At 53.9% G+C, this 18819-nt stretch carries 15 protein-coding genes; 10 read left to right on the top strand and 5 right to left on the bottom strand.

Annotated elements, in window-relative coordinates; all coding sequences use genetic code 11:
* Positions 1 to 64 precede the first annotated feature (64 nt).
* Positions 65 to 559: an asparaginase domain-containing protein gene (locus ACPXV9_RS00465; protein WP_423893702.1), complete on the top strand. Its 495-nt coding sequence runs from the start codon at positions 65 to 67 to the stop codon at positions 557 to 559.
* A 176-nt stretch (positions 560 to 735) separates the two neighbouring features.
* Positions 736 to 1704: an MOSC domain-containing protein gene (locus ACPXV9_RS00460; protein WP_423893701.1), complete on the top strand. Its 969-nt coding sequence runs from the start codon at positions 736 to 738 to the stop codon at positions 1702 to 1704.
* A gap of 20 nt (positions 1705 to 1724) precedes the next feature.
* On the opposite strand, the gene ACPXV9_RS00455 is transcribed toward ACPXV9_RS00460, so the two are convergent.
* Genes ACPXV9_RS00455 through ACPXV9_RS00445 form a run of 3 tightly spaced genes read right to left on the bottom strand, consistent with a single transcriptional unit; the run spans position 1725 to position 6546 of the window.
* Positions 1725 to 3311: a SpoVR family protein gene (locus ACPXV9_RS00455; RefSeq protein WP_423893700.1), complete on the bottom strand. Its 1587-nt coding sequence runs from the start codon at positions 3309 to 3311 to the stop codon at positions 1725 to 1727.
* Complete coding sequence (locus tag ACPXV9_RS00450) at positions 3308 to 4594, bottom strand: YeaH/YhbH family protein (protein ID WP_423893699.1); 1287 nt, start codon at positions 4592 to 4594, stop codon at positions 3308 to 3310. The genes ACPXV9_RS00455 and ACPXV9_RS00450 overlap by 4 nt, the downstream gene beginning before the upstream one ends.
* 29 nt (positions 4595 to 4623) lie before the next feature.
* On the bottom strand, positions 4624 to 6546 hold the full coding sequence (locus ACPXV9_RS00445) for a PrkA family serine protein kinase (protein ID WP_423893698.1): 1923 nt from the start codon (positions 6544 to 6546) through the stop codon (positions 4624 to 4626).
* Between the two features lie 247 nt (positions 6547 to 6793).
* On the opposite strand from ACPXV9_RS00445, the gene galE reads away from it, so the two are divergent.
* Positions 6794 to 7810: a UDP-glucose 4-epimerase GalE gene (gene galE / locus ACPXV9_RS00440; RefSeq protein WP_423893697.1), complete on the top strand. Its 1017-nt coding sequence runs from the start codon at positions 6794 to 6796 to the stop codon at positions 7808 to 7810.
* Positions 7811 to 7889: 79 nt separating this feature from the next.
* Here galE and ACPXV9_RS00435 read toward each other — a convergent pair whose 3' ends face one another.
* Complete coding sequence (locus ACPXV9_RS00435) at positions 7890 to 9536, bottom strand: AMP-binding protein (protein ID WP_423893696.1); 1647 nt, start codon at positions 9534 to 9536, stop codon at positions 7890 to 7892.
* Between the two features lie 268 nt (positions 9537 to 9804).
* Between ACPXV9_RS00435 and ACPXV9_RS00430 the strand changes: the two genes are divergently transcribed.
* On the top strand, positions 9805 to 10158 hold the full coding sequence (locus ACPXV9_RS00430; RefSeq protein ID WP_423893695.1) for a hypothetical protein: 354 nt from the start codon (positions 9805 to 9807) through the stop codon (positions 10156 to 10158).
* On the opposite strand, the gene ACPXV9_RS00425 is transcribed toward ACPXV9_RS00430, so the two are convergent.
* Entirely contained in the window at positions 10159 to 12324 is a 2166-nt protein-coding gene (locus ACPXV9_RS00425; protein ID WP_423893694.1) for an acetyl-CoA hydrolase/transferase C-terminal domain-containing protein, read from the bottom strand.
* A 144-nt stretch (positions 12325 to 12468) separates the two neighbouring features.
* Between ACPXV9_RS00425 and ACPXV9_RS00420 the strand changes: the two genes are divergently transcribed.
* The 6 genes from ACPXV9_RS00420 to ACPXV9_RS00395 all read left to right on the top strand — a co-directional run bounded on the left by ACPXV9_RS00420 (position 12469) and on the right by ACPXV9_RS00395 (position 18818).
* Positions 12469 to 13836, top strand: coding sequence for an ABC1 kinase family protein (locus tag ACPXV9_RS00420; RefSeq protein WP_423893693.1), 1368 nt, complete (start codon positions 12469 to 12471; stop codon positions 13834 to 13836).
* Between the two features lie 32 nt (positions 13837 to 13868).
* Entirely contained in the window at positions 13869 to 16343 is a 2475-nt protein-coding gene (plsB, locus tag ACPXV9_RS00415; RefSeq protein ID WP_423893692.1) for a glycerol-3-phosphate 1-O-acyltransferase PlsB, read from the top strand.
* A 38-nt stretch (positions 16344 to 16381) separates the two neighbouring features.
* Positions 16382 to 16705, top strand: coding sequence for a hypothetical protein (locus ACPXV9_RS00410; RefSeq protein ID WP_423893691.1), 324 nt, complete (start codon positions 16382 to 16384; stop codon positions 16703 to 16705).
* A gap of 23 nt (positions 16706 to 16728) precedes the next feature.
* The gene (locus ACPXV9_RS00405) at positions 16729 to 17631 is read left to right on the top strand and encodes a TIGR00730 family Rossman fold protein (RefSeq protein WP_423893690.1); all 903 of its coding nucleotides are present in this window, start codon (positions 16729 to 16731) and stop codon (positions 17629 to 17631) included.
* Positions 17632 to 17639: 8 nt separating this feature from the next.
* On the top strand, positions 17640 to 18413 hold the full coding sequence (locus tag ACPXV9_RS00400) for an ElyC/SanA/YdcF family protein (protein ID WP_423893689.1): 774 nt from the start codon (positions 17640 to 17642) through the stop codon (positions 18411 to 18413).
* A gap of 69 nt (positions 18414 to 18482) precedes the next feature.
* Positions 18483 to 18818, top strand: a complete 336-nt coding sequence (locus tag ACPXV9_RS00395) for a DUF6122 family protein (RefSeq protein WP_423893688.1) — start codon at positions 18483 to 18485, stop codon at positions 18816 to 18818.
* Position 18819 lies beyond the last annotated feature (1 nt).

Genomic DNA, 18819 nt, shown 5'->3' with positions numbered 1-18819 from the left:
ACATACCCGGAGGGCAACACTTTTTATAGTGAATACAGCAAATAGTCTGTGAAGAGTGTGAGTTATGAAGATCAAAGTAATTACTACCGGCGGCACCATTGATAAGACCTATTTTGATCAGAAAAGTACTTATCAGGTTGGCGAACCCCAGGTGGATGGTGTGCTGCAGCGAGCCAATGTGGTGGTTGATTACAGTGTGTGCCCGCTGATGCAGAAGGACAGCCTGGAAATGACCGCATTAGATCGAGAAGCGATTCGCGACACCGTGAGCACTAGTCAGGAAGACAAAATCATTATCACCCATGGTACCGATACCATGATTCAGACGGCGGAGTCTCTGGAATCGGTGGTCAATAAAACCGTGGTGCTGACCGGCTCCATGTTTCCGGCCCAGTATCGAGACAGCGATGCGGTGTTCAATCTGGGCGGTGCCTTGATGGCCGTGCAGGTTTTGCCGCCCGGCATCTACATTGCCATGAATGGCCGTTTATTTGATGCGGCCAACTCGGTGAAAAATATAGAAGAGAACCGCTTCGAGGATATTGTTGAAGCTGTGTAATTACCCCGCTTACAGGGGGTAAGGCTCTGATGCCTCGAACTTGAGCTCTTCTGGATTGCGGTTGCTTCGTTTGTTTGAAATCTTGTTGCTTGCAATCTGTTCATCATGCCCTGATATTGGTGCGCTATCGTTTTTTAATTGTTATCGCTTTTTAATCGTTATCAGAGGGGGTTTTTATGGCAGAGCTTGTTGGATGCATCAAACAACTGTGGCGCTACCCTGTAAAGTCCATGGTGGGGGAAACTCTGGATCAGGCTCATATTGCGTCTTATGGCATGCAGGCAGATCGTGGCTGGATTCTGCGCGATGAGGATGCCAATGAACTGACCATTGTCAGAAACACGCCCAAGTTATTGCGATGTCGCTCCCGCTATCTGGAGGTGCCAAATGGCGAGGACATCCCAAACGTCATGATTACGCTGCCCGATGGCAGTGAGGTCAGCTCCAATGATCCGCAGGTTAATCAGAAGATTTCCGAGGTGACAGGCAAGAACCTGTCTCTGTGGCCGCTGCAGCCCAAGCGCAACTGGCGTCACTATCGCCTCTCCGGTATCAATGGGGCCAAGGCCATGAAGCGACAGTTTGCGTCGAAAGAGTTGCCGGATCTGTCGTCTTTTTCATGGAAATTACTGTCGGAGTTGTCCCTGTTTGTAACGCCACTGGGGCGCTATTACGATTGCTATCCGTTGCACATACTGACGGATAATTCCCTTGATACCATGAAACAAATTGAGCCCAGAGGTGATTTTTGTGTCGAGCGGTTCCGGCCTAATATTTTTATCGAAAGCCACAACAAGGAGGTGGAATTTGATGAATTTCGCTGGGTGGATGGCACCTTGCAGATTGGTGAGGCAGTGATCAAATGCGAATCGCCCACGGTGCGTTGCTCCATGCCATCACAACCCCAGGCGGGGTTGGAAAAAGACAGCAAGGTGGTTCGCTCGCTGGATAAACACTCGGGCCGCAACTTGGGTATCAATGCCTCGGTAATTAAAGCGGGTGATATCAGCGTGGGTGACAAGGTGTATTGGACGCCGGCGAAACTCAATCCATTGCAAAAAGTCGCGAAACCGGCTGTGGCCAAACTCAAAAATACCGTTCTGCACACCACGCTAAAGACGATCGATAAAATATCCGGCCGCTAGCCGTTTCTTGGCCAATATTGTCAGAATGAGGTAGTTGTCTGCTCTTCGAGTGTTATATCGGCTTTGAGTGGTGGACAGTGATAGCTGGCGGTCACTTCGCCGTCGTTGACTGAGTGCAGGTGAATATCAAAGCCCCACAGGCGATGCAGGTGCTTGAGCACTTCATCGGTGGAATCCCCCAGTGGGTTGCGGTTGCGCTGGGTGTGGTGCAGTGTCAGGGAGCGATCACCGCGCACGTCAACACTCACCACCTGAATATCCGGCTCCCTATTGCTCAGGTTATATTGCCCGGCGAGTGCCTCGCGAACTTTCTGATAACCGCTTTCGTCGTGGATAGCGTTAACGCGGATGGTGCTCTTGCGGTCGTCGTCGACAATCTGAAACAGCTTCAGATCCCGCATCACCTTGGGTGACAGGTACTGCAGGATAAAGCTCTCGTCTTTGAAGTTACGCATGGCAAAGTGCAGTGTTTCCAGCCAGTCGCTGCCGGCGATGTCGGGAAACCAGTGCTTGTCTTCATCTGTGGGTTCTTCGCAGATGCGACGTATATCACACATCATACTGAACCCCAGAGTGTAGGGATTGATGCCGCTGAAGTAGGGGCTGTCATAGGGCGGCTGGTACACCACGCTGGTGTGTGACTGCAGAAACTCCAGCATAAAGCCTTCGCCCACCTGACCGCGATCAAACAGGGTTTGCAAAATGGTGTAGTGCCAGAAGGTGGCCCAGCCTTCATTCATTACCTGGGTTTGCCGCTGGGGATAAAAGTACTGGGCGATCTTGCGCACAATGCGAATCACTTCCCTTTGCCAGGGCTCCAGCAACGGCGCATTTTTCTCAATAAAGTAGAGGATGTTTTCCTCCGGTTCGACGGGGAAGGTGGCGACCTTTTCTTCGCTGGCCTTGTCCTGATTCTGGGGGATGGTTCGCCACAAATCGTTGATCTGTTGCTGGCGGATTGTTTCCCGCTCTTCTTGGCGTTGCTTTTCCTCTTCGGCGGATATGGGGTAGGGGCGCTTATAGCGATCCACGCCGTAGTTCATCAGCGCGTGACAGGAGTCGAGAATTGCTTCCACTTCGTCAATACCATAGCGGGATTCACACTGGGCAATATAATTTTTGGCAAACACCAGATAGTCGATGATGGAATCGGCATCGGTCCAAGCGCGAAACAGGTAGTTGCCTTTGAAAAAAGAATTGTGGCCGTAACAGGCGTGGGCAATCACCAGTGCCTGCATGGTCAGAGTGTTCTCTTCCATCAGATAGGCGATGCAGGGGTTGGAGTTGATCACAATCTCGTAGGCCAAGCCCATTTGTCCGCGGGAATAGGATTGCTCGATATTGAGAAATTGCTTGCCGTAAGACCAGTGATGATAACCCAGCGGCATGCCGACGGCGGCGTAGGCGTCCATCATCTGTTCTGAACTGATGACTTCAATCTGATTGGGGTAGGTGTCGAGTTGGTACTCGGCGGCAACCTCGGCAATGGCTTTATCGTAGTCGGCGATCAGCTCAAACGACCACTCATTGGTGTCGGCAATCAGTCGGCTGTCGTTGCCGAGATTGTTGTCGGTATTGTTGTCGACATTGGTATCGCAGTCGGTCATGAGTTCTGTGGACCTTTTTTCTGAAACAGTTGACGAAATACCGGATAGATATCACCGGGTTCGACGATTTGTTGCATGGCAAAAGCCTCGGGAAAATTGGCCTGAACCTGTTCATACTCCTGCCAGAGGGCCTGATGATCTCTGGGGGTGATTTCGATATAGGAGTAGTACTGCATTTTGGGTAACAGGTTTTCCATCAGCAGTCTTGAGCAGGACGATGAATCGTCATTCCAGTTGTCGCCATCAGAGGCCTGAGCGCAATAGATATTCCATTCGCCAACGGGATAGCGCTTTTCCAGAATTTCATCGAGCAGGCGCAAAGCGCTGGAGACAATGGTGCCGCCGGTTTCGCGGGAGTAGAAAAATTCTTCCTCATCCACTTCCTTGGCGCTGGTGTGATGACGGATAAACACCACTTCGGTGTGCTCGTAATTCCGTTGCAAAAAAAGATACAGCAAAATAAAAAAGCGCTTGGCCATATCTTTGGTGGCCTGAGTCATGGAACCGGACACATCCATCAGACAAAACATCACGGCTTTGGATCGGGGTATGGGCTGTTTGACATGGAGGTTGTACTTCAAGTCAAAATCATCGAGCCAGGGAACGCGTTTGATGCGCGCCTGCAATTGCTCAATCTCTTCTCTCAATGCGTGGATTTTGTCCTGATTTTGCAGTGCTTTGTCCAGCCCCAGTTGTTGCTCGAGTTGTTGTTCCAGAAGTTTTACCCGTTTGCGTTTGCCTCCGGTCAGAGCCATACGCCGGGCGTTGGCCGAGCGCAGGGTGCGAACAATATTGACGCGTCCGGGCGAGCCTTCTTCACTGAAGCCTGCCCGGCGCATTTTGAATTCTTCGTTGCCCGCCAGTTGTCGCTTGACCAGATTGGGGAGCTCCAGATCGTCAAACATAAAATCCAGAAATTCATCTTGGGTTATCTGGAACACAAACTCATCCATACCTTCGCCGGAGTCGCTGGCGCCATTGCCGGAACCGCCGCTACCACCACCGCCCTGAGGCCTGGGAATATTGTCGCCGCTGACAAAGTCGTGATTGCCCGGCAGTACGCGTTCGCTGAGACCGCCTTTGCCGTGATGAAAGGTGGGCTCACTGATGTCCTTGTTGGGGATGCTGATTTTTTCGCCGCGCTCCATGTCGGTAATGGAGCGTTTGTTGACGGCATCGGACACCGCTTTTTTGATGTGCTTGCGATAGCGCCGCAAAAAGCGCTGGCGGTTAACCGCGCTTTTGTTTTTGCTGTTCAGGCGTCTGTCAATAATATAAGCCATGCTCTTCCCTCGTTGTGGGTGTCAGGCTTTTACTGCGATTTTCTGACGCGCAAGTACCATTCAGACAACAGCCGAACCTGCTTGTCGGTGTAGCCGCGATCCACCATGCGAGCGACAAAATCCTGATGCTTTTTCTGGTCATCAGCAGAGGCTTTGGCGTTAAACGAAATCACCGGCAACAAATCTTCGGTGTTGGAAAACATTTTCTTCTCAATCACGGTGCGCAGTTTTTCGTAGCTGCTCCAGATCGGGTTGTTGCCCTGATTATTGGCGCGGGCGCGCAGTACAAAGTTGACCACTTCATTGCGGAAGTCTTTTGGGTTGCTGATGCCCGCCGGCTTCTCGATTTTTTCCAGCTCTTCATTCAGGGCCGGGCGATCGAGGATTTCGCCGGTTTCCGGATCGCGGAATTCCTGATCCTGAATCCAGAAGTCGGCGTAGGTGACGTAGCGATCAAAAATATTCTGGCCGTATTCGGCGTAGGATTCGAGGTAAGCCGTCTGAATTTCCTTGCCGATAAATTCCACATAGCGTGGCGCCAGATATTCCTTGATGGTGCCGAGATAGCGCTCGCGCAGTTCCGGCTGAAATTGCTCCTGCTCGATTTGCTGTTCCAGTACATAGAGCAGGTGCACGGGATTGGCGGCCACCTCGGTGGGATCGAAGTTAAAGACTTTCGACAGAATCTTGAAGGCAAAGCGGGTCGACAGCCCGCTCATGCCCTCGTTGACTCCGGCGGAGTCCTTGTATTCCTGAATGGATTTGGCTTTGGGATCGGTGTCCTTGAGGTTTTCACCATCGTAGACCCGCATCTTGGAATACATATTGGAATTTTCCGGTTCCACCAGCCGCGACAGGGTAGAGAACTGGGCCAGCATTTTCAGTGTGTCGGGCGCGCAGGGGGCCTGGCACAGTGAACTGTTTTCCAGCAGCTTCTGATAGATGGCAATTTCTTCGGAGACCCTCAGGCAATAGGGCACTTTGACGATGTACACCCGATCGATAAAAGCCTCGTTGTTTTTGTTGTTCTTGAAGGTTTGCCACTCCGATTCATTGGAGTGGGCCAAGACGATGCCATCGTAGGGGATGGCGCCCAGCCCTTCGGTGCTGTTGTAGTTGCCTTCCTGGGTCGCGGTTAACAGCGGGTGCAGCACTTTGATGGGGGCTTTGAACATTTCCACAAATTCCATCAAACCCTGATTGGCGCGACACAAACCGCCGGAGTAGCTGTAGGCATCCGGATCATTTTGGGGGAAGTCTTCCAGCTTGCGAATATCGACCTTGCCCACCAGAGAGGAGATGTCCTGATTGTTTTCGTCGCCCGGTTCGGTCTTGGAAATGGCAATCTGATCGAGAATGGACGGGTACATCTTCACCACTTTGAATTGACTGATATCGCCGTTGAATTCATGCAGACGTTTGACCGCCCAGGGCGACATAATGGTTTTGATGTAGCGTCTGGCGATACCGTAGTCTTCTTCCAGTATCTGACCGTCTTCTTCCGGATCGAACAGGCCAAGGGGGGATTCGAAGACCGGAGAACCTTTGATGCAGTAGATGGGGCTTTTTTCCATCAGGGCCTTGAGTTTTTCCGCCAGAGAGGACTTGCCGCCGCCCACCGGGCCCAGCAGATAGAGAATCTGTTTCTTTTCTTCGAGCCCCTGTGCGGCATGTTTAAAGAAGGAGACGATTTGCTCGATGCATTCTTCCATGCCGTAAAAATCGCCAAAGGCGCTGTAGCGTTTGATGACCTTGTTGGAAAAAATGCGGCTCAGGCGGGGGTCTTTGGAGGTATCGATCAGCTCGGGTTCGCCAATGGCCATCAGCATGCGCTCGGCTGCGGTGGCGTAGACACCGGGATCGGATTTACACAGCTCCAGATACTCCTGAATGGAGAGTTCTTCTTCCTGTGTGGACTCGTAGCGCTCGCGATAATGATTGAATATGCTCATGGCACGTCTCCCCTTGGAAAATAATATTTATGTGTTGCTTTGTTCTCCGGCTTTTACGTATATAAAAAGGTTTTAGTTTCTTTCAGCATAGACGCTGTATCTTATGCTCTGACAATTAATTGTCGTTTTTGCTCTATTAAATTTTATCAATCAAAGTTCGGGCCATGTTTTTACCGGGGCGCTGTTTATGACCTGTTGTCGGTTATCTTCTCGTGTAAAATAGAAGCAATTGTTAAGGGCTTTGGTTATGAAAATTTTGGTTACTGGCGGCGCCGGCTACATTGGCAGTCACACGTGTCTGGAGCTTATGGCGGCCGGTTATGAACCTGTTATTGTTGATAATTTTTGCAACAGTAAGCCTCTGGTGCTTGAGCGTTTACAACAGATTTCCGGCAGGGCTGTCAGCTGTGTAGAGGCCGATATAACTGACAGGAATGCGCTTAGGTCGGTGTTTGACCAGCACGACTTTGGTGCGGTTCTCCACTTTGCCGGTCTGAAGGCGGTTGGCGAATCCTGTGAACAGCCTTTGCGCTATTACCATAACAACGTTTCCGGAACGATTGTGCTGGCCGAAGTCATGGCCGAGTATGGCGTGAAGCGCCTGATTTTCAGTTCGTCGGCCACGGTCTATGGTGATCCGGCGAGTGTGCCCATCGATGAGAGTTTTGCCACCTCAACCACCAACCCCTATGGCCAAAGCAAGTTGATGGTCGAAGAGATACTGCGGGATCTGTGCAAGGTGGCAGACAACGACTGGCGGGTTACCCTGTTGCGCTATTTCAATCCGGTGGGTGCCCATGAAAGCGGCCTGATCGGCGAAGACCCGCAAGGTATCCCTAATAACCTGCTGCCCTATGTGGCTCAGGTGGCGGTGGGGCGCCTGCCGCAGTTGAGTGTCTTCGGGGATGACTACCCCACCAAAGACGGTACCGGGGTTCGCGATTACATTCATGTGCTGGATCTGGCACGTGGTCACGTCAAGGCTCTGGATGTGCTGCGTCAGGCCGATGCCGGCTGTTACACCTACAATCTGGGTACCGGTCAGGGGTACAGTGTGCTGGATATTGTCAACGCGTTCTCGCAGGTCAGTGGCAAGCCGGTGCCCTATCGGATTGAGGCCCGTCGACCAGGAGATATTGCCGAGTGTTTTGCCAACCCGGAGCTGGCTGAGCGGGAACTGGGATGGAAGGCCGAGCTGGGGCTGGAGCGGATGATGGCGGATTCCTGGCGTTGGCAATCCAATAATCCCGAAGGGTATCAGTAGCTTGCAGGGATATTAAAAAGGGCCGGTACAGTGAGTCTGTACTGGCCCTTTTTTTGGCTGTGTGGATGAGCCGCGCCGCTTAGGCCGCTTCGCTCTCCCAGACCACTTTGCCTTTCAATGGTGCTGTGAGGAAATGGCCATAGCGCTCTTCCAGCTTGTCGCGCTTGAGTTTTAATGTGGGTGTCAACAAACCGTTATCGATACCCCAGGCTTCGTCGCAGACAATCAAATGATCCAGAGTCTGGTGTGATTCCAGCTCGCTGTTTACCTCTTGCAGGGTCTTTTCCAGTTCTGCTCGGATTTCCTGCTGGCTTTTGCTGTTGCCTTCACCCAGCACCAGTATGGCAATGGGTTGCTTGCGGCCAACCCCCATCACGCAGACTTGCTCAATGTCGGTATTGCGGCCCAGGCTGCTCTCAATGGGCACGGGCGCAACGTACTTGCCCTTGCCGGTTTTGAACTGCTCTTTCACCCGGCCAATAATCTGCCAGGAGCCATCGGCGTTTTGCTTGGCCTTGTCGCCGGTGCGGAACCAGCCTTCGACAAAGGATTCGCTGGTGGCTTCGGGGTTGTTGTAGTACTCCTTGAACACTGCATCACCGCGAATAAGAATTTCACCGGCGTCAGACAATTTCATCTCAACGCACTTCTGAGTAACGCCAATGGTGCTCAGATGGTCGGGGTCGTAGGGAATGTTGCCACAGGACAGGCCCGAGGTCTCGGTCATGCCCCAGCCCTCGCCGATGTCGATGCCTATGCCGCGAAACCAGCGCAGAACATCCGGAGCGATGGGCGCGGTACCCGAGCCAAACCGGGTGGCGTGTTGCAGACCCAGTTGGGTGCGGATTTTCTTCGCCACCAGTTTGCCAATAATGGGGATTTTCAGCAGACGCTGGAGCTTTTTGTTGGGCATCTTGGCCAGAATTTGAGACTGGAATTTGGTCCAGAGTCGCGGTACTGACAGGAAGTTGGTGGGACGGGCATGACGCAGGTCCTCGATAAAGGTGTCGAGTGACTCAACAAAGTAGACGTCCGCGGGATTATAAAACGACGGCAGTTCCACCACGCAGCGCTCGGTAATATGGGCCAGAGGCAGGTAAGACATGCCGCGCTCTTTGCCGTCGCTGTCGACAATGGTAGCCGCGTTGTAGGCAGAGGCCGCGACATTGCGCTGGGTCAGCACCACGCCCTTGGGCAGGCCGGTACTGCCGGAGGTATAGACCAGAGTAAAGATGTCATCGGGCTGAGCTTCGTGCAGCTCCTGCAGGGGCTCGTATTGTTGCAGCCAGTCATGCCACTGGGCTTTGCACTGGGCTGTGGGGTAGGGAAAGGCAATGCTGAGGATGTCTTTCGGCATGGCCGCTTCGATGGGGCCCTGATCATCCAGCTTACCGACAAAGATTGCCTTGGAGCCGCTGTGATTGATGACGTGCTGAATGGTTTCGATACCGGCGGTGGCATAGATGGGGACGCTGATCATGCCCGCCATCATGATGGCCAGGTCGGTCACGAACCACTCCATGGAGTTCTTGGCAATAATGGCAACCCGGTCGCCCTTGGTCAGGCCATTAGCCAGCAGACCGCTGGCAATGCGCCGGGCCTGATCATCGACTTCGGCCCAGGTGTAACTGTGCCATACCCGGTCTACGGGTTGGTGCAGCCAGATTTTATCGGGGTGTTGGGCAACGTTGTGTTGTTGTTGCGCGAGGGGCAGTCGGTACTCCATGTGTGCTCCGTTATTGTTATAGCTGATGTTGGTATTATCTATGGGCAATAAGTGATCAATTCCAGCAGAGCTGGAGATGTCGTGCAATAGGCATTTTCTTTAAGCCTGTTGACGTTTAGGTTCACGCCGACAGTCGGTCGGCTGGGGGTATTCGTTGGCGGCATATGACTTGTTTTGCTGTGCCTGTGTCAGCATAATTCCCGGAGATAATTTTGGGGGATAGCTTCACTCGCGCAGGGCAGTTGCCGGCTGAGTGGGATGAGAACAGATGGAACCATCGCAGTCGCTGTTAAATCATTTCGAGGCTGAGTGCCGCAGTTTACGTGAGCAGGGCTTCAGTATTTTTGGCTTGCATCAGGACAGTATTGTGCTGGCTGTGACCGATGACACAGAGCGGGATTTTGGCTATAGCGTCAGTGAAATGCTGGGCATGAACGCCTGGCGATTGTTTGATGTGGCGTCTTTCTCCGAGATTACCAAGCACCTTTCCCGCAAACAGAATTCTGATTATCAGGCGGTTGCCGTGAGTAAATCGGGCCAGCGCATCAGCATTTTTATGCATATTTTGCAGCTGGCCCTCGGTGACGAGTCCGTTCGTCTGGTGGCTTACAAACTGGTCTGATCAGATCACCCCGGTGGCCCTGAGGGCACCCTTGAGTGCCATCGCTTCCATTTTCTGTGCCAGACCTGCCGGCGACATCAGTCCCATTCTCTCCATGTAAGGGGTGGCTGCTTCGGCCTGATCGCGCCCTTGCCAAATCAATTTGAACAGCGCCAGTTTACTGCTCTTTGCCGCAGCCAGATGCTTCAGGGCCTTGCCGAGCTGTTGTTCCAGAGGGGTAAATTCCGAGCCGAAGGGGAACGCCGGAAAGGCGCTGGCACCATTGCTCCGTTGCCAGATCTGCGCCAGATGTTCGGGGGTGTTGTGACGATGGATCTCCGGGATCTGGTAATCGTCTGGTAGCTTGCCCGAGCGTTTGGCTTCGGCCAGCAGCTCCGGTTGGAAACGCGAGTCAGCAATATTGAGCATGGCTTTGACGATATCCGCATCGCATTTGCCCCGGACGTCGGCAATGCCGTATTCGCTGATGTAAATGTCGCGCAGGTGTTTGGGGATGGTGACGTGGCCGTAGTGGGGCACAATGTTGGAGCTGACCACGCCGTTTTTCTCGCGGGTAGCTTTGATCATCAGGATTGAGCGCCCGCCATCGAGCTCATGGGCCTGACTGACGAAGTTATACTGGCCGCCCACGCCACTGACCACCTGGCCGTTTTCGAGGGCGTCCGAGGTGGCTGCCCCCATCAGGCTGACGGTAAAGCAGGTATTGATAAAACGTGCGTGCTGGCGCTGGGCCCGCTTGAGTTCCTCATTGTCGTAGAGGTGATTCATATAGCGGATGTCGGTCATATTGATGCCGCGCTGTTCGGTTTCGCTCAGCTCTCTCAATTCCTGATAAAACTGGTTGGGGCCCAGAAAAAAGCCGCCGTGCATAAACGTGCTGTTGAGTTGCTCGCCCAAACCCCGCTGGCAAATGGCGTCGAGCAATGCCGGGTCTGTCAGATCGGCTCGCTCGAAGGTTTGGCCGTCAACAACGATACCGCTGTCTTGCCACTGGCAGTTTTGGTTGAGGATGCCCAGTGTGTGCAGTCGCGATACTTCCTCGGCAGTCAGCGTGGATGGAATGACGCCATCGCTTAGCCATTGCCTGAATGCCTCGGGCGTCAGCGCTATGGCACCGCCTTTGGGGCTGGCCTCCGGATGCTGATTGGCCCATTGCTGCAGGCGCAGATCCGGGTACACGTGTTTCTTCAATACCCCGGCTTTCATCAGGTAGAGGAAGCCATCGACAAACATCTCACTGCTGCCATAGATGCCCTGCTCGAAAGTATCGTCTTCACCCCAGTGACTGGTGACCTCGCCAAACCGCTGCTGGACCTGAAGCTCTTGCATCAGCTGGTGGTATTGGTCGTTATGCTCGTGGCGGAATTTCAGCCCGTAGGCCACGGCATCACCCAGGGCGCCGATGCCGATTTGCAGGGTGCCGCCGTCTTTCATCAGGCGGCTGGCGTAGAGGCCAATCAGAAAGTCGTTCATGGTCACCGGCATATTGGGGGCGCCGAACAGGCGGGTGGAATAGTCCGGGTTATCCAGCAACAGATCAAAGGTGTCGGCACTGACTTCGGCGTCGTTGCCCATGTAGGGCAGTTGGTGGTGGATCTGGCCAACCAGCACAGGGCGCTTTAACCCCAGTTTTTCGGCCTGGGCCATGGCGTTGAGGGTGATTTCAGGGTTGCAGCCAAAAGAAATTTTGTCCCGCTGGTCGCCTTGTACGGCCACTACCTGGGCAATGCAGTTGACGCCCATATGCAGGGCGTCTCTGGCCGCGTGGGTGTAGTTGGACGAAATGTAATTCTGCTGCACGCTGGGGACATTGATCAGACCACCGGATTTAACAAAGAATTCGTGCACGGTGACGTTGTCCGGGATTGCACCCTTGCGAATATCCGCCATGTAGTCATAGCCGACAAAACCGCCAAAGATGCGCTCGAAAATAGGCTCCAGATAAGCTTTTTGCAGGCCCTTGCCGGGGCTAGGGCGCTCCAGTGTCAGGGCGGTCAGGAGGGTGAGTTGCAGATTTGGGCTGGCTTTGACCCGCTGGTACAGGGCGTTGGTCAGCTGGGCCGGCTTGCCCAGGCCCAGCGGAATAAACAGTTTAACGTGTGGTCCGCAGCGTTCGATGATCTGGTCGACGACCGTTTCCAGAGAGTTGCTCAGTGACTCGCTCATGGTGGCTTTCAATCCGTTTTTTCGGTTTATTGTTATGGATGCGTCTTTTATAGCATTAGTGAGCACCAAATATGTGATTGATATCAAGTCACAAACACATATGTGTTAAGGTTCGGCCTGTTTTTTACCTGTCCAAGGGTTGTTATGAAGAAGTCCAAATCCCACATCAAGCGTCTCAAAACCGGCAAGCTTGAGCGTCGCCTGAGTCTGGCCGGGGTGGGTGTTAAAACCGGAGCCCGGGCCACCACCCAGCTGTGGGGCGGGTTGCTGAAATCCAAAGACAAGCGGCAGGCGCACCGCCGCGAAGTGCTGGCGAACAATGCCTCCCAGTTGGCCGATGATCTGGGCAAGCTCAAAGGCGGGGTGGTCAAGGTAGGGCAAGTGATGGCGCTCTACGGTGACTATGTGTTGCCCGATGAAGTGGCGCTGGCCTTTCGCAAGCTCGAAGAGCAAACCCACCCGGTTCACTGGGATGTGATAGAAGAGGTGCTGGCCGAAGAGCTGGACGATGCCCATCGCCAGAAGCTGCAGATCGATACTCATCCACTGGGTGCCGCCTCCCTCAGTCAGGTGCACAAGGCGACCCTCGATGGCGTTCCCCTGTGCCTCAAAGTTCAGTACCCGGGGGTGGCCGATGCCATTGATACCGATCTCGATGCGGTAACCCAGATGCTGAAGGTGGCGCGCCTGATCAAAATGGGCGATGAGTTTGAAGACTGGCTTGGTGAGGTGCGACGGGTGTTGCATCAGGAGGTGGATTACGAGCTGGAAGCCTCCGCCATGCGCCGCTTTGCTGAGCGGTTAAAGGGCGATCCGATGCTCAGGGTGCCCCGGGTTTATGAGGACTGGAGCAGTCCCAGAGTGCTGGTGCAAAGCTTTGAGTCGGGCTATGCCTTTAATTCTCCGGAAGTTCAGGCGCTTTCCCAGGCGCGACGCAATCGTCTGGCGGAGGCCTTTCTGCATCTGTTCTTTAAAGAGGTGTTTGACTGGCATGAAATGCAGACAGACCCCAATTTTGGCAATTACCGGGTGCAGATTGATCCCGAGGGTGAAGATGACAAACTGGTGCTGTTGGATTTTGGTGCCGTTTGCAGTTACCCCGAAGCGTTTTTCGAGCCTTTAAAAACCATGATTCGCGGCGCGTTTCAAAAAGACCGCGAGCAGGTGATTGCCGGCATTCTGGGGATGTCACTGTTGCGTCGCGACAGCAGCCGCAATGCCCAGGAGCGCTTCTCCACCCTGTTGCTGCAAATCATCGAGCCGTTGAACTATCACCCGGATGACTTGCCCGAAGGTGCCCTCAATGAACAGGGTGACTACCGTTGGGCGCACAGCGGTTTGCCCAAGCGGGCAGCCAAGGTCGGAGCCAAACAGGCGATGACCACGGACTTTGAAATGCCGCCCAAAGAGTTTGCATTTATCAGTCGCAAGTTGCTGGGCGTCTATAATGTCATGACGACACTGGACGCCGAATTGTCTCCCCCGCAGTGGCTGGCCGATTACCTCCATTGAAACAAATTTGATCTGATGTGGTTCCCAAGTTTATGAATTTTATCAACGACCTTTTCAGTCGCCTTATACAAGCCATTATGTTCTGGTGGGTCCGGGTAGGAGATAACCCTCACCACACCGATGTGTCGGCATTAAATAAGCAATTGGCCGATGGCAAACAGCTGATCTATGTGCTGGAGCATAACTCCCTGGCCGATCTGCTGGTGCTCGATCGCCAGTGCCGCAAGCACGGTTTGCCCTCGGCGCTGGAGCGGATTGACGATGGTGAAATGCAGGGTCGGCGTCCGCTGTTGGCGATCCGCGATCGCAAGCCGCTGTTCGGCCGGGGCGAAGACCAGTTGGCGGATAACCTTGAGCGCCTGCTGTCGGAGTTGGATGAGGATCCGGATAGCGACTTTATCCTGTTGCCGGTGGCGCTTTACTGGGGACGCGCGGCAGATAACAGCACCAACCCCATCAAGGTGTTGCTCGACAGTAACTGGAAAATGATGGGGCGCTTCAAAAAGTTTTTGACCGTTCTGATCAACGGTCGCAACACCTATTTTGAAATCAATGACCCGGTTTCGCTGCGCAGCCTGGTAGAAACCGAAAGTGATAGCAGCTCTGAAGATTACAGCCTGCTGGTGAAAAAAATCAGTCGCCTGATGAAGGTGCATTTTCGTCGGGTGCGGGCTGCGGTGATTGGCCCGGATATGTCCAGCAAGCGGTTGCTGGCGGGCAAGGTGATGCACTCCGATCACATTCGCGGTGCCATCGCTCAATACGCCGAGGAGCAGGGCATCAGCGAAGACGAGGCGGCCAGACTGGCGCGCAAACACTTTGATGCCATCGCCGCCGATCTGACCAATACCGCGGTGCGATTTCTCAGTGCCATCATGTCCTGGGTCTGGAACAAGATCTATCACGGCATTGAAATGCGGGGCATTGAATCGGTGCGCGAGCTGGCCAAAGATTACTCACTGGTGTTTGCTCCCTGTCACCGCAGTCACATCGATTACCTGTTGCTGAGTTATCAGCTGTACCACCACGGCCTCAATGTGCCGCACATTGTCGCCGGGGAAAATTTGAACATGCCGGTGGTCGGGCGCATCTTGCGCGGCTGTGGTGCCTTCTTTATTCGCCGCAGTTTCGGTGGTGACAAACTCTATACCGCGGTATTCAACGAGTACCTGCACAATCTGTTTACCAGTGGCTTTTCGGTGGAGTACTTTGTTGAGGGCGGACGCTCGCGCACCGGTCGCTCATTGAAACCGGCCACAGGCACTCTGGCGATGACGGTGCGCAGTCACCTGCGTGACAACACCAAACCGATCGTGATTGTGCCGGTTTATATCGGTTACGAAAAAGTCTTTGAAAGCAGCTCCTATCAGGGTGAGTTGCGCGGTAAATCCAAGAAGAAAGAAAACCTGTTTGATTTGGCCAAGACGGTCAATAAGCTGAAAAACAACGGCAAGGTCTATTTGAATTTTGGTGAGGCGATTCATCTCAATAACCTGCTCGACAACGAACAACCGAAGTGGCGTGAGACCACTTATGGCCCTGACGACAAACCCGAGTGGTTGCCGGGTTTTGTCAATCAGTTGGCCACCTTGCTGGTGACTCGCATCAATGCCGCGGCGGCGTTAAATCCGGTCAATATGGTGGCTACGGCGTTGTTGGCAACCTCCCGTCAGGCCATTGATGGCCGGTTGCTGAAAAAGCATCTGGCGCTGCTGCTGGAAATGCAACAGGTGCACGGCTACAACGAGCACACCAGTTTGCCACTGGGCGATGTTGATGAGTGGATTGAGTACACCGGCTCCATGGAATACCTGCATCACATTCCCCAGCCGCTGGGTGATTTGTACGGCTTGAGCAGTAAGAGTACGGTGTCCATGTCTTACTATCGCAACAATGTGCAGCACCTTTTTGCCTTGCCGTCACTGGTGGCAACGTTGGTGGCACAGGGCGATGGTGCCAGTTTGTACCTGCTGCAGAGACGCATGCGGCAGGTGTATCCCTATATTCGCAATGAGCTGTTTCTGATGCCGACCGTTGAAGAGGCGGTCGACAGTGTTGAACTCTGGCTGCAGTTTTTTGCCGAGCGCCAATTGGTGACCTGTGACGACGATCGCTGGTTTGCTCCCGAGAAAGGTCAGGTAACCCGTCTGCAACTGGAGTTGCTGGTCAATATTACCCTGCCGGCGCTGGAACGCTACTTTATCGGCCTGTCGGTATTGGTGCGCTTTGGCAGCGGCCAGTGTCAGGCTGACGAGTTGGAGCAGCAATCGCAATTGATGGCGCAGCGCCTGTCCCTGCTCAATGGTCTGGATGCGCCGGAATTTTTCGATAAGACCCTGTTCCGGCGCTTTATCGAAGCGCTGCGTAAGGCGTCGGTCATCACCGTTAACGACGATGGCGTGATAGAGTTTGACAGTGAACTGCAGTCACAGCTGGAAGATGCCAATAAACTGTTACCGGTAGAAGTGGTGTACAACGTGATGCAGGTGGCGGACCTGCCGGATTGATCAAGGCGATGAAGACCGATTAAAGCGAGGAAATGGATATGGCAATGACGTTACTGGAGATTCTCTTTACGGCGTTTGCTTCGGCGGCCATTACGCTGTCGATAACCTACTTTCTGATCATGCGCATCTGGTTACCGGATCTACGCCGGCAGATCGATGTCGAGTTTGAAGAAAAGCTCGAAATCGCATTGGATTCGCTGTCCAAGGAGGTGCGCGAGTCGGTTCGTCAGGGAGTGTTGCAGGCGGTCACCGAAATCCCCACCACCGATACCCTCAAGGGAACGACCCAGACCATGGCCAAAACCGGTGTTGAAATTATGGGCATGGGCCTCGATGTGATGCGCGGTAAGCGTCGCGAATAGCAGCCAAACAAAAGCGAGCGACCATGGACGACAAAAAGCATAAGAAAATTTTTCCCAGCGCCAAAGAAGACGTTCATCACGCCTTAAAAGATCCGGTGACATCACCACAGGCGCTTTCCGGTGCCTATCAACTGGCGTATACCGACGATGAATTCATCATGCACGATGAGCAGCGCGGCGTGCGCCTGCAGCTGGAGTTGGCCAAGGTCGAGCAGGCGTTGCAGGATTATCAGATCGAGGACACCATTGCGATTTTTGGCAGTGCTCGTCTCAATTCGCCGGGCCAATGTGAACGGATGATACAGGCGGCCGAGAGTGCCCTTTCGGCCAACCCCGACTCTGCCGAGCTGCAACAAAGGCTGTCGGCGGCAAAACGTCTCAAGGCAAATTCTCACTATTATCATCAGGCCCGCGAGTTGGCGCGGTTGATTACCGAGTCCTGCTGTCAGGACGGCTTGCCGCAACTGCATGTGGTAACCGGTGGCGGTCCCGGCATTATGGAAGCGGCCAATCGCGGTGCCCACGACGCCGATGGGGCGTCCATCGGGCTCAATATTGTGTTGCCCCATGAGCAGACGCCCAATCCCTACATCACCCCGGACCTGTGTTTCCAGTTTCACTATTTCGCCCTGCGGAAAATGCACTTTTTGTTGCGTGCCAGAGCACTGGTGGTGTTTCCCGGCGGTTACGGCACCCTCGATGAACTATTTGAAACTCTGACTCTGGTGCAAACCAAAAAGATCAAACCGCTGCCGATTCTGATCTTCGGGCGCGAGTACTGGGAAAAGCTGATCAACTTTGATGTGCTGGTTGAAGAAGGCATGATCTCGGCGTCCGATACCTGGCTGTTCCGCTATGTGGACACCGCCGAAGAGGCCTGGCGAGACATCAAACAATATTTGCTGAATCATTTACAGGAGCAGTAGCTCGCCAAATGGAATTTGGATTTTTACTGAAAAAAATCATTGGCAACCTGCTGATGCCCTGGCCGTTTTTTCTGTGCCTGTTGTTATGTTGCCTGTGCTTTAAATCCTTGCGACAACGGCTTGGTGCCATCGCGCTTGGAGGTATCTGTGTGTTGGCGCTGTTGACCATAACGCCGGTGGGGTTCTATCTGTTCTCAGATTATGAGCGGCAATACAGATCACCGGATCTGGCGCTGCCAGAGAATCAGGTGCAGTGGATTGTGGTGCTCGGTGGTGGTGTGCATCGGGCCGAGCCGGGGCAGCCGGCACTGGCGCAGTTGGGCGTGGCTTCGCTGGCGCGTCTGAGTGAGGGCATTCGGCTGCAGCGGTTGTTGCCTGAATCCCGGTTGTTGCTCAGTGGCAGCGGGGTGTTTAACGCCGGCACCAGCAGTGCAGAGGTCTACTTCCGGGCCGCTCAGGAATTGGGTCTGGCCGCCGATGTGTTGCAGCGCATCGAGCAGCCAATGGATACTGAATCAGAGGCGGCGGCCATTGAATCGCTGGTGGGCGACCAGCCTTTTTTGCTGGTGACTTCGGCCAGCCATATGCCCAGAGCCATGCGATTGATGACAGCCCGTGGCTTGAAAGCCATTGCGGCTCCGGCCAATCGCGATTATCACCCGAGCCCGGATCACTGGCTTTTCTACCTGCCCGATGAGCGCAATTTTTATCGCCTGCGGGCCTATTGGCACGAGCGTCTGGGGCAGTGGTGGCTGGATCTGAAAGCGTGGCTGGGGTCCTGATTTGGTTCCAGTCAGGGGCTCAAAGATCGACTTGCCGCTGCTGTCGCAGATCCGCATAATGCCCGGCCTATGATTCATATTGCTCTACACTTTTTGCTGCCGCTGTTGGTGGCGCTGGTTTTTTTTCGCAGCCGTTGGCGTCTGGCGTTTGTCATTATGGCGGCAACCATGCTGGTTGATCTCGATCATCTGCTGGCCAATCCCATTTACGACCCGCAGCGTTGCAGTCTCGGGTTTCATCCGCTGCACCGGCTTGGCCCGGTGATTGTCTATCTGTTGCTGTGTCTGCCCGCCCAGACCCGCCTCTATGGTCTGGGCTTGAGTATTCATATGATCCTCGACGGCTTCGATTGCCAGCCCCGGGATGACTGGTGGTCGGGTTTTAAAGCGCTGCTTTCTGTCTGAC

It is taken from the genome of Candidatus Pelagadaptatus aseana (genome assembly GCF_040362265.1).
In the GTDB taxonomy this organism is placed as follows: domain Bacteria; phylum Pseudomonadota; class Gammaproteobacteria; order Pseudomonadales; family Cellvibrionaceae; genus Pelagadaptatus; species Pelagadaptatus aseana.
This window is presented reverse-complemented; position numbering and strand designations above follow the sequence as displayed.

Excerpts from the sequence above, each read along its gene's own strand:
- ACPXV9_RS00425 (WP_423893694.1), bottom strand. The coding sequence starts at position 12,324 with ATGAGCGAGTCACTGAGCAACTCTCTGGAAACGGTCGTCGACCAGATC.
- ACPXV9_RS00430 (WP_423893695.1), top strand. The coding sequence starts at position 9,805 with ATGGAACCATCGCAGTCGCTGTTAAATCATTTCGAGGCTGAGTGCCGC.
- ACPXV9_RS00455 (WP_423893700.1), bottom strand. The coding sequence starts at position 3,311 with ATGACCGACTGCGATACCAATGTCGACAACAATACCGACAACAATCTC.
- ACPXV9_RS00435 (WP_423893696.1), bottom strand. The coding sequence starts at position 9,536 with ATGGAGTACCGACTGCCCCTCGCGCAACAACAACACAACGTTGCCCAA.
- ACPXV9_RS00410 (WP_423893691.1), top strand. The coding sequence starts at position 16,382 with ATGGCAATGACGTTACTGGAGATTCTCTTTACGGCGTTTGCTTCGGCG.
- ACPXV9_RS00460 (WP_423893701.1), top strand. The coding sequence starts at position 736 with ATGGCAGAGCTTGTTGGATGCATCAAACAACTGTGGCGCTACCCTGTA.
- ACPXV9_RS00395 (WP_423893688.1), top strand. The coding sequence starts at position 18,483 with ATGATTCATATTGCTCTACACTTTTTGCTGCCGCTGTTGGTGGCGCTG.
- ACPXV9_RS00420 (WP_423893693.1), top strand. The coding sequence starts at position 12,469 with ATGAAGAAGTCCAAATCCCACATCAAGCGTCTCAAAACCGGCAAGCTT.
- ACPXV9_RS00405 (WP_423893690.1), top strand. The coding sequence starts at position 16,729 with ATGGACGACAAAAAGCATAAGAAAATTTTTCCCAGCGCCAAAGAAGAC.
- ACPXV9_RS00450 (WP_423893699.1), bottom strand. The coding sequence starts at position 4,594 with ATGGCTTATATTATTGACAGACGCCTGAACAGCAAAAACAAAAGCGCG.
- ACPXV9_RS00400 (WP_423893689.1), top strand. The coding sequence starts at position 17,640 with ATGGAATTTGGATTTTTACTGAAAAAAATCATTGGCAACCTGCTGATG.
- ACPXV9_RS00445 (WP_423893698.1), bottom strand. The coding sequence starts at position 6,546 with ATGAGCATATTCAATCATTATCGCGAGCGCTACGAGTCCACACAGGAA.
- plsB (WP_423893692.1), top strand. The coding sequence starts at position 13,869 with ATGAATTTTATCAACGACCTTTTCAGTCGCCTTATACAAGCCATTATG.
- galE (WP_423893697.1), top strand. The coding sequence starts at position 6,794 with ATGAAAATTTTGGTTACTGGCGGCGCCGGCTACATTGGCAGTCACACG.
- ACPXV9_RS00465 (WP_423893702.1), top strand. The coding sequence starts at position 65 with ATGAAGATCAAAGTAATTACTACCGGCGGCACCATTGATAAGACCTAT.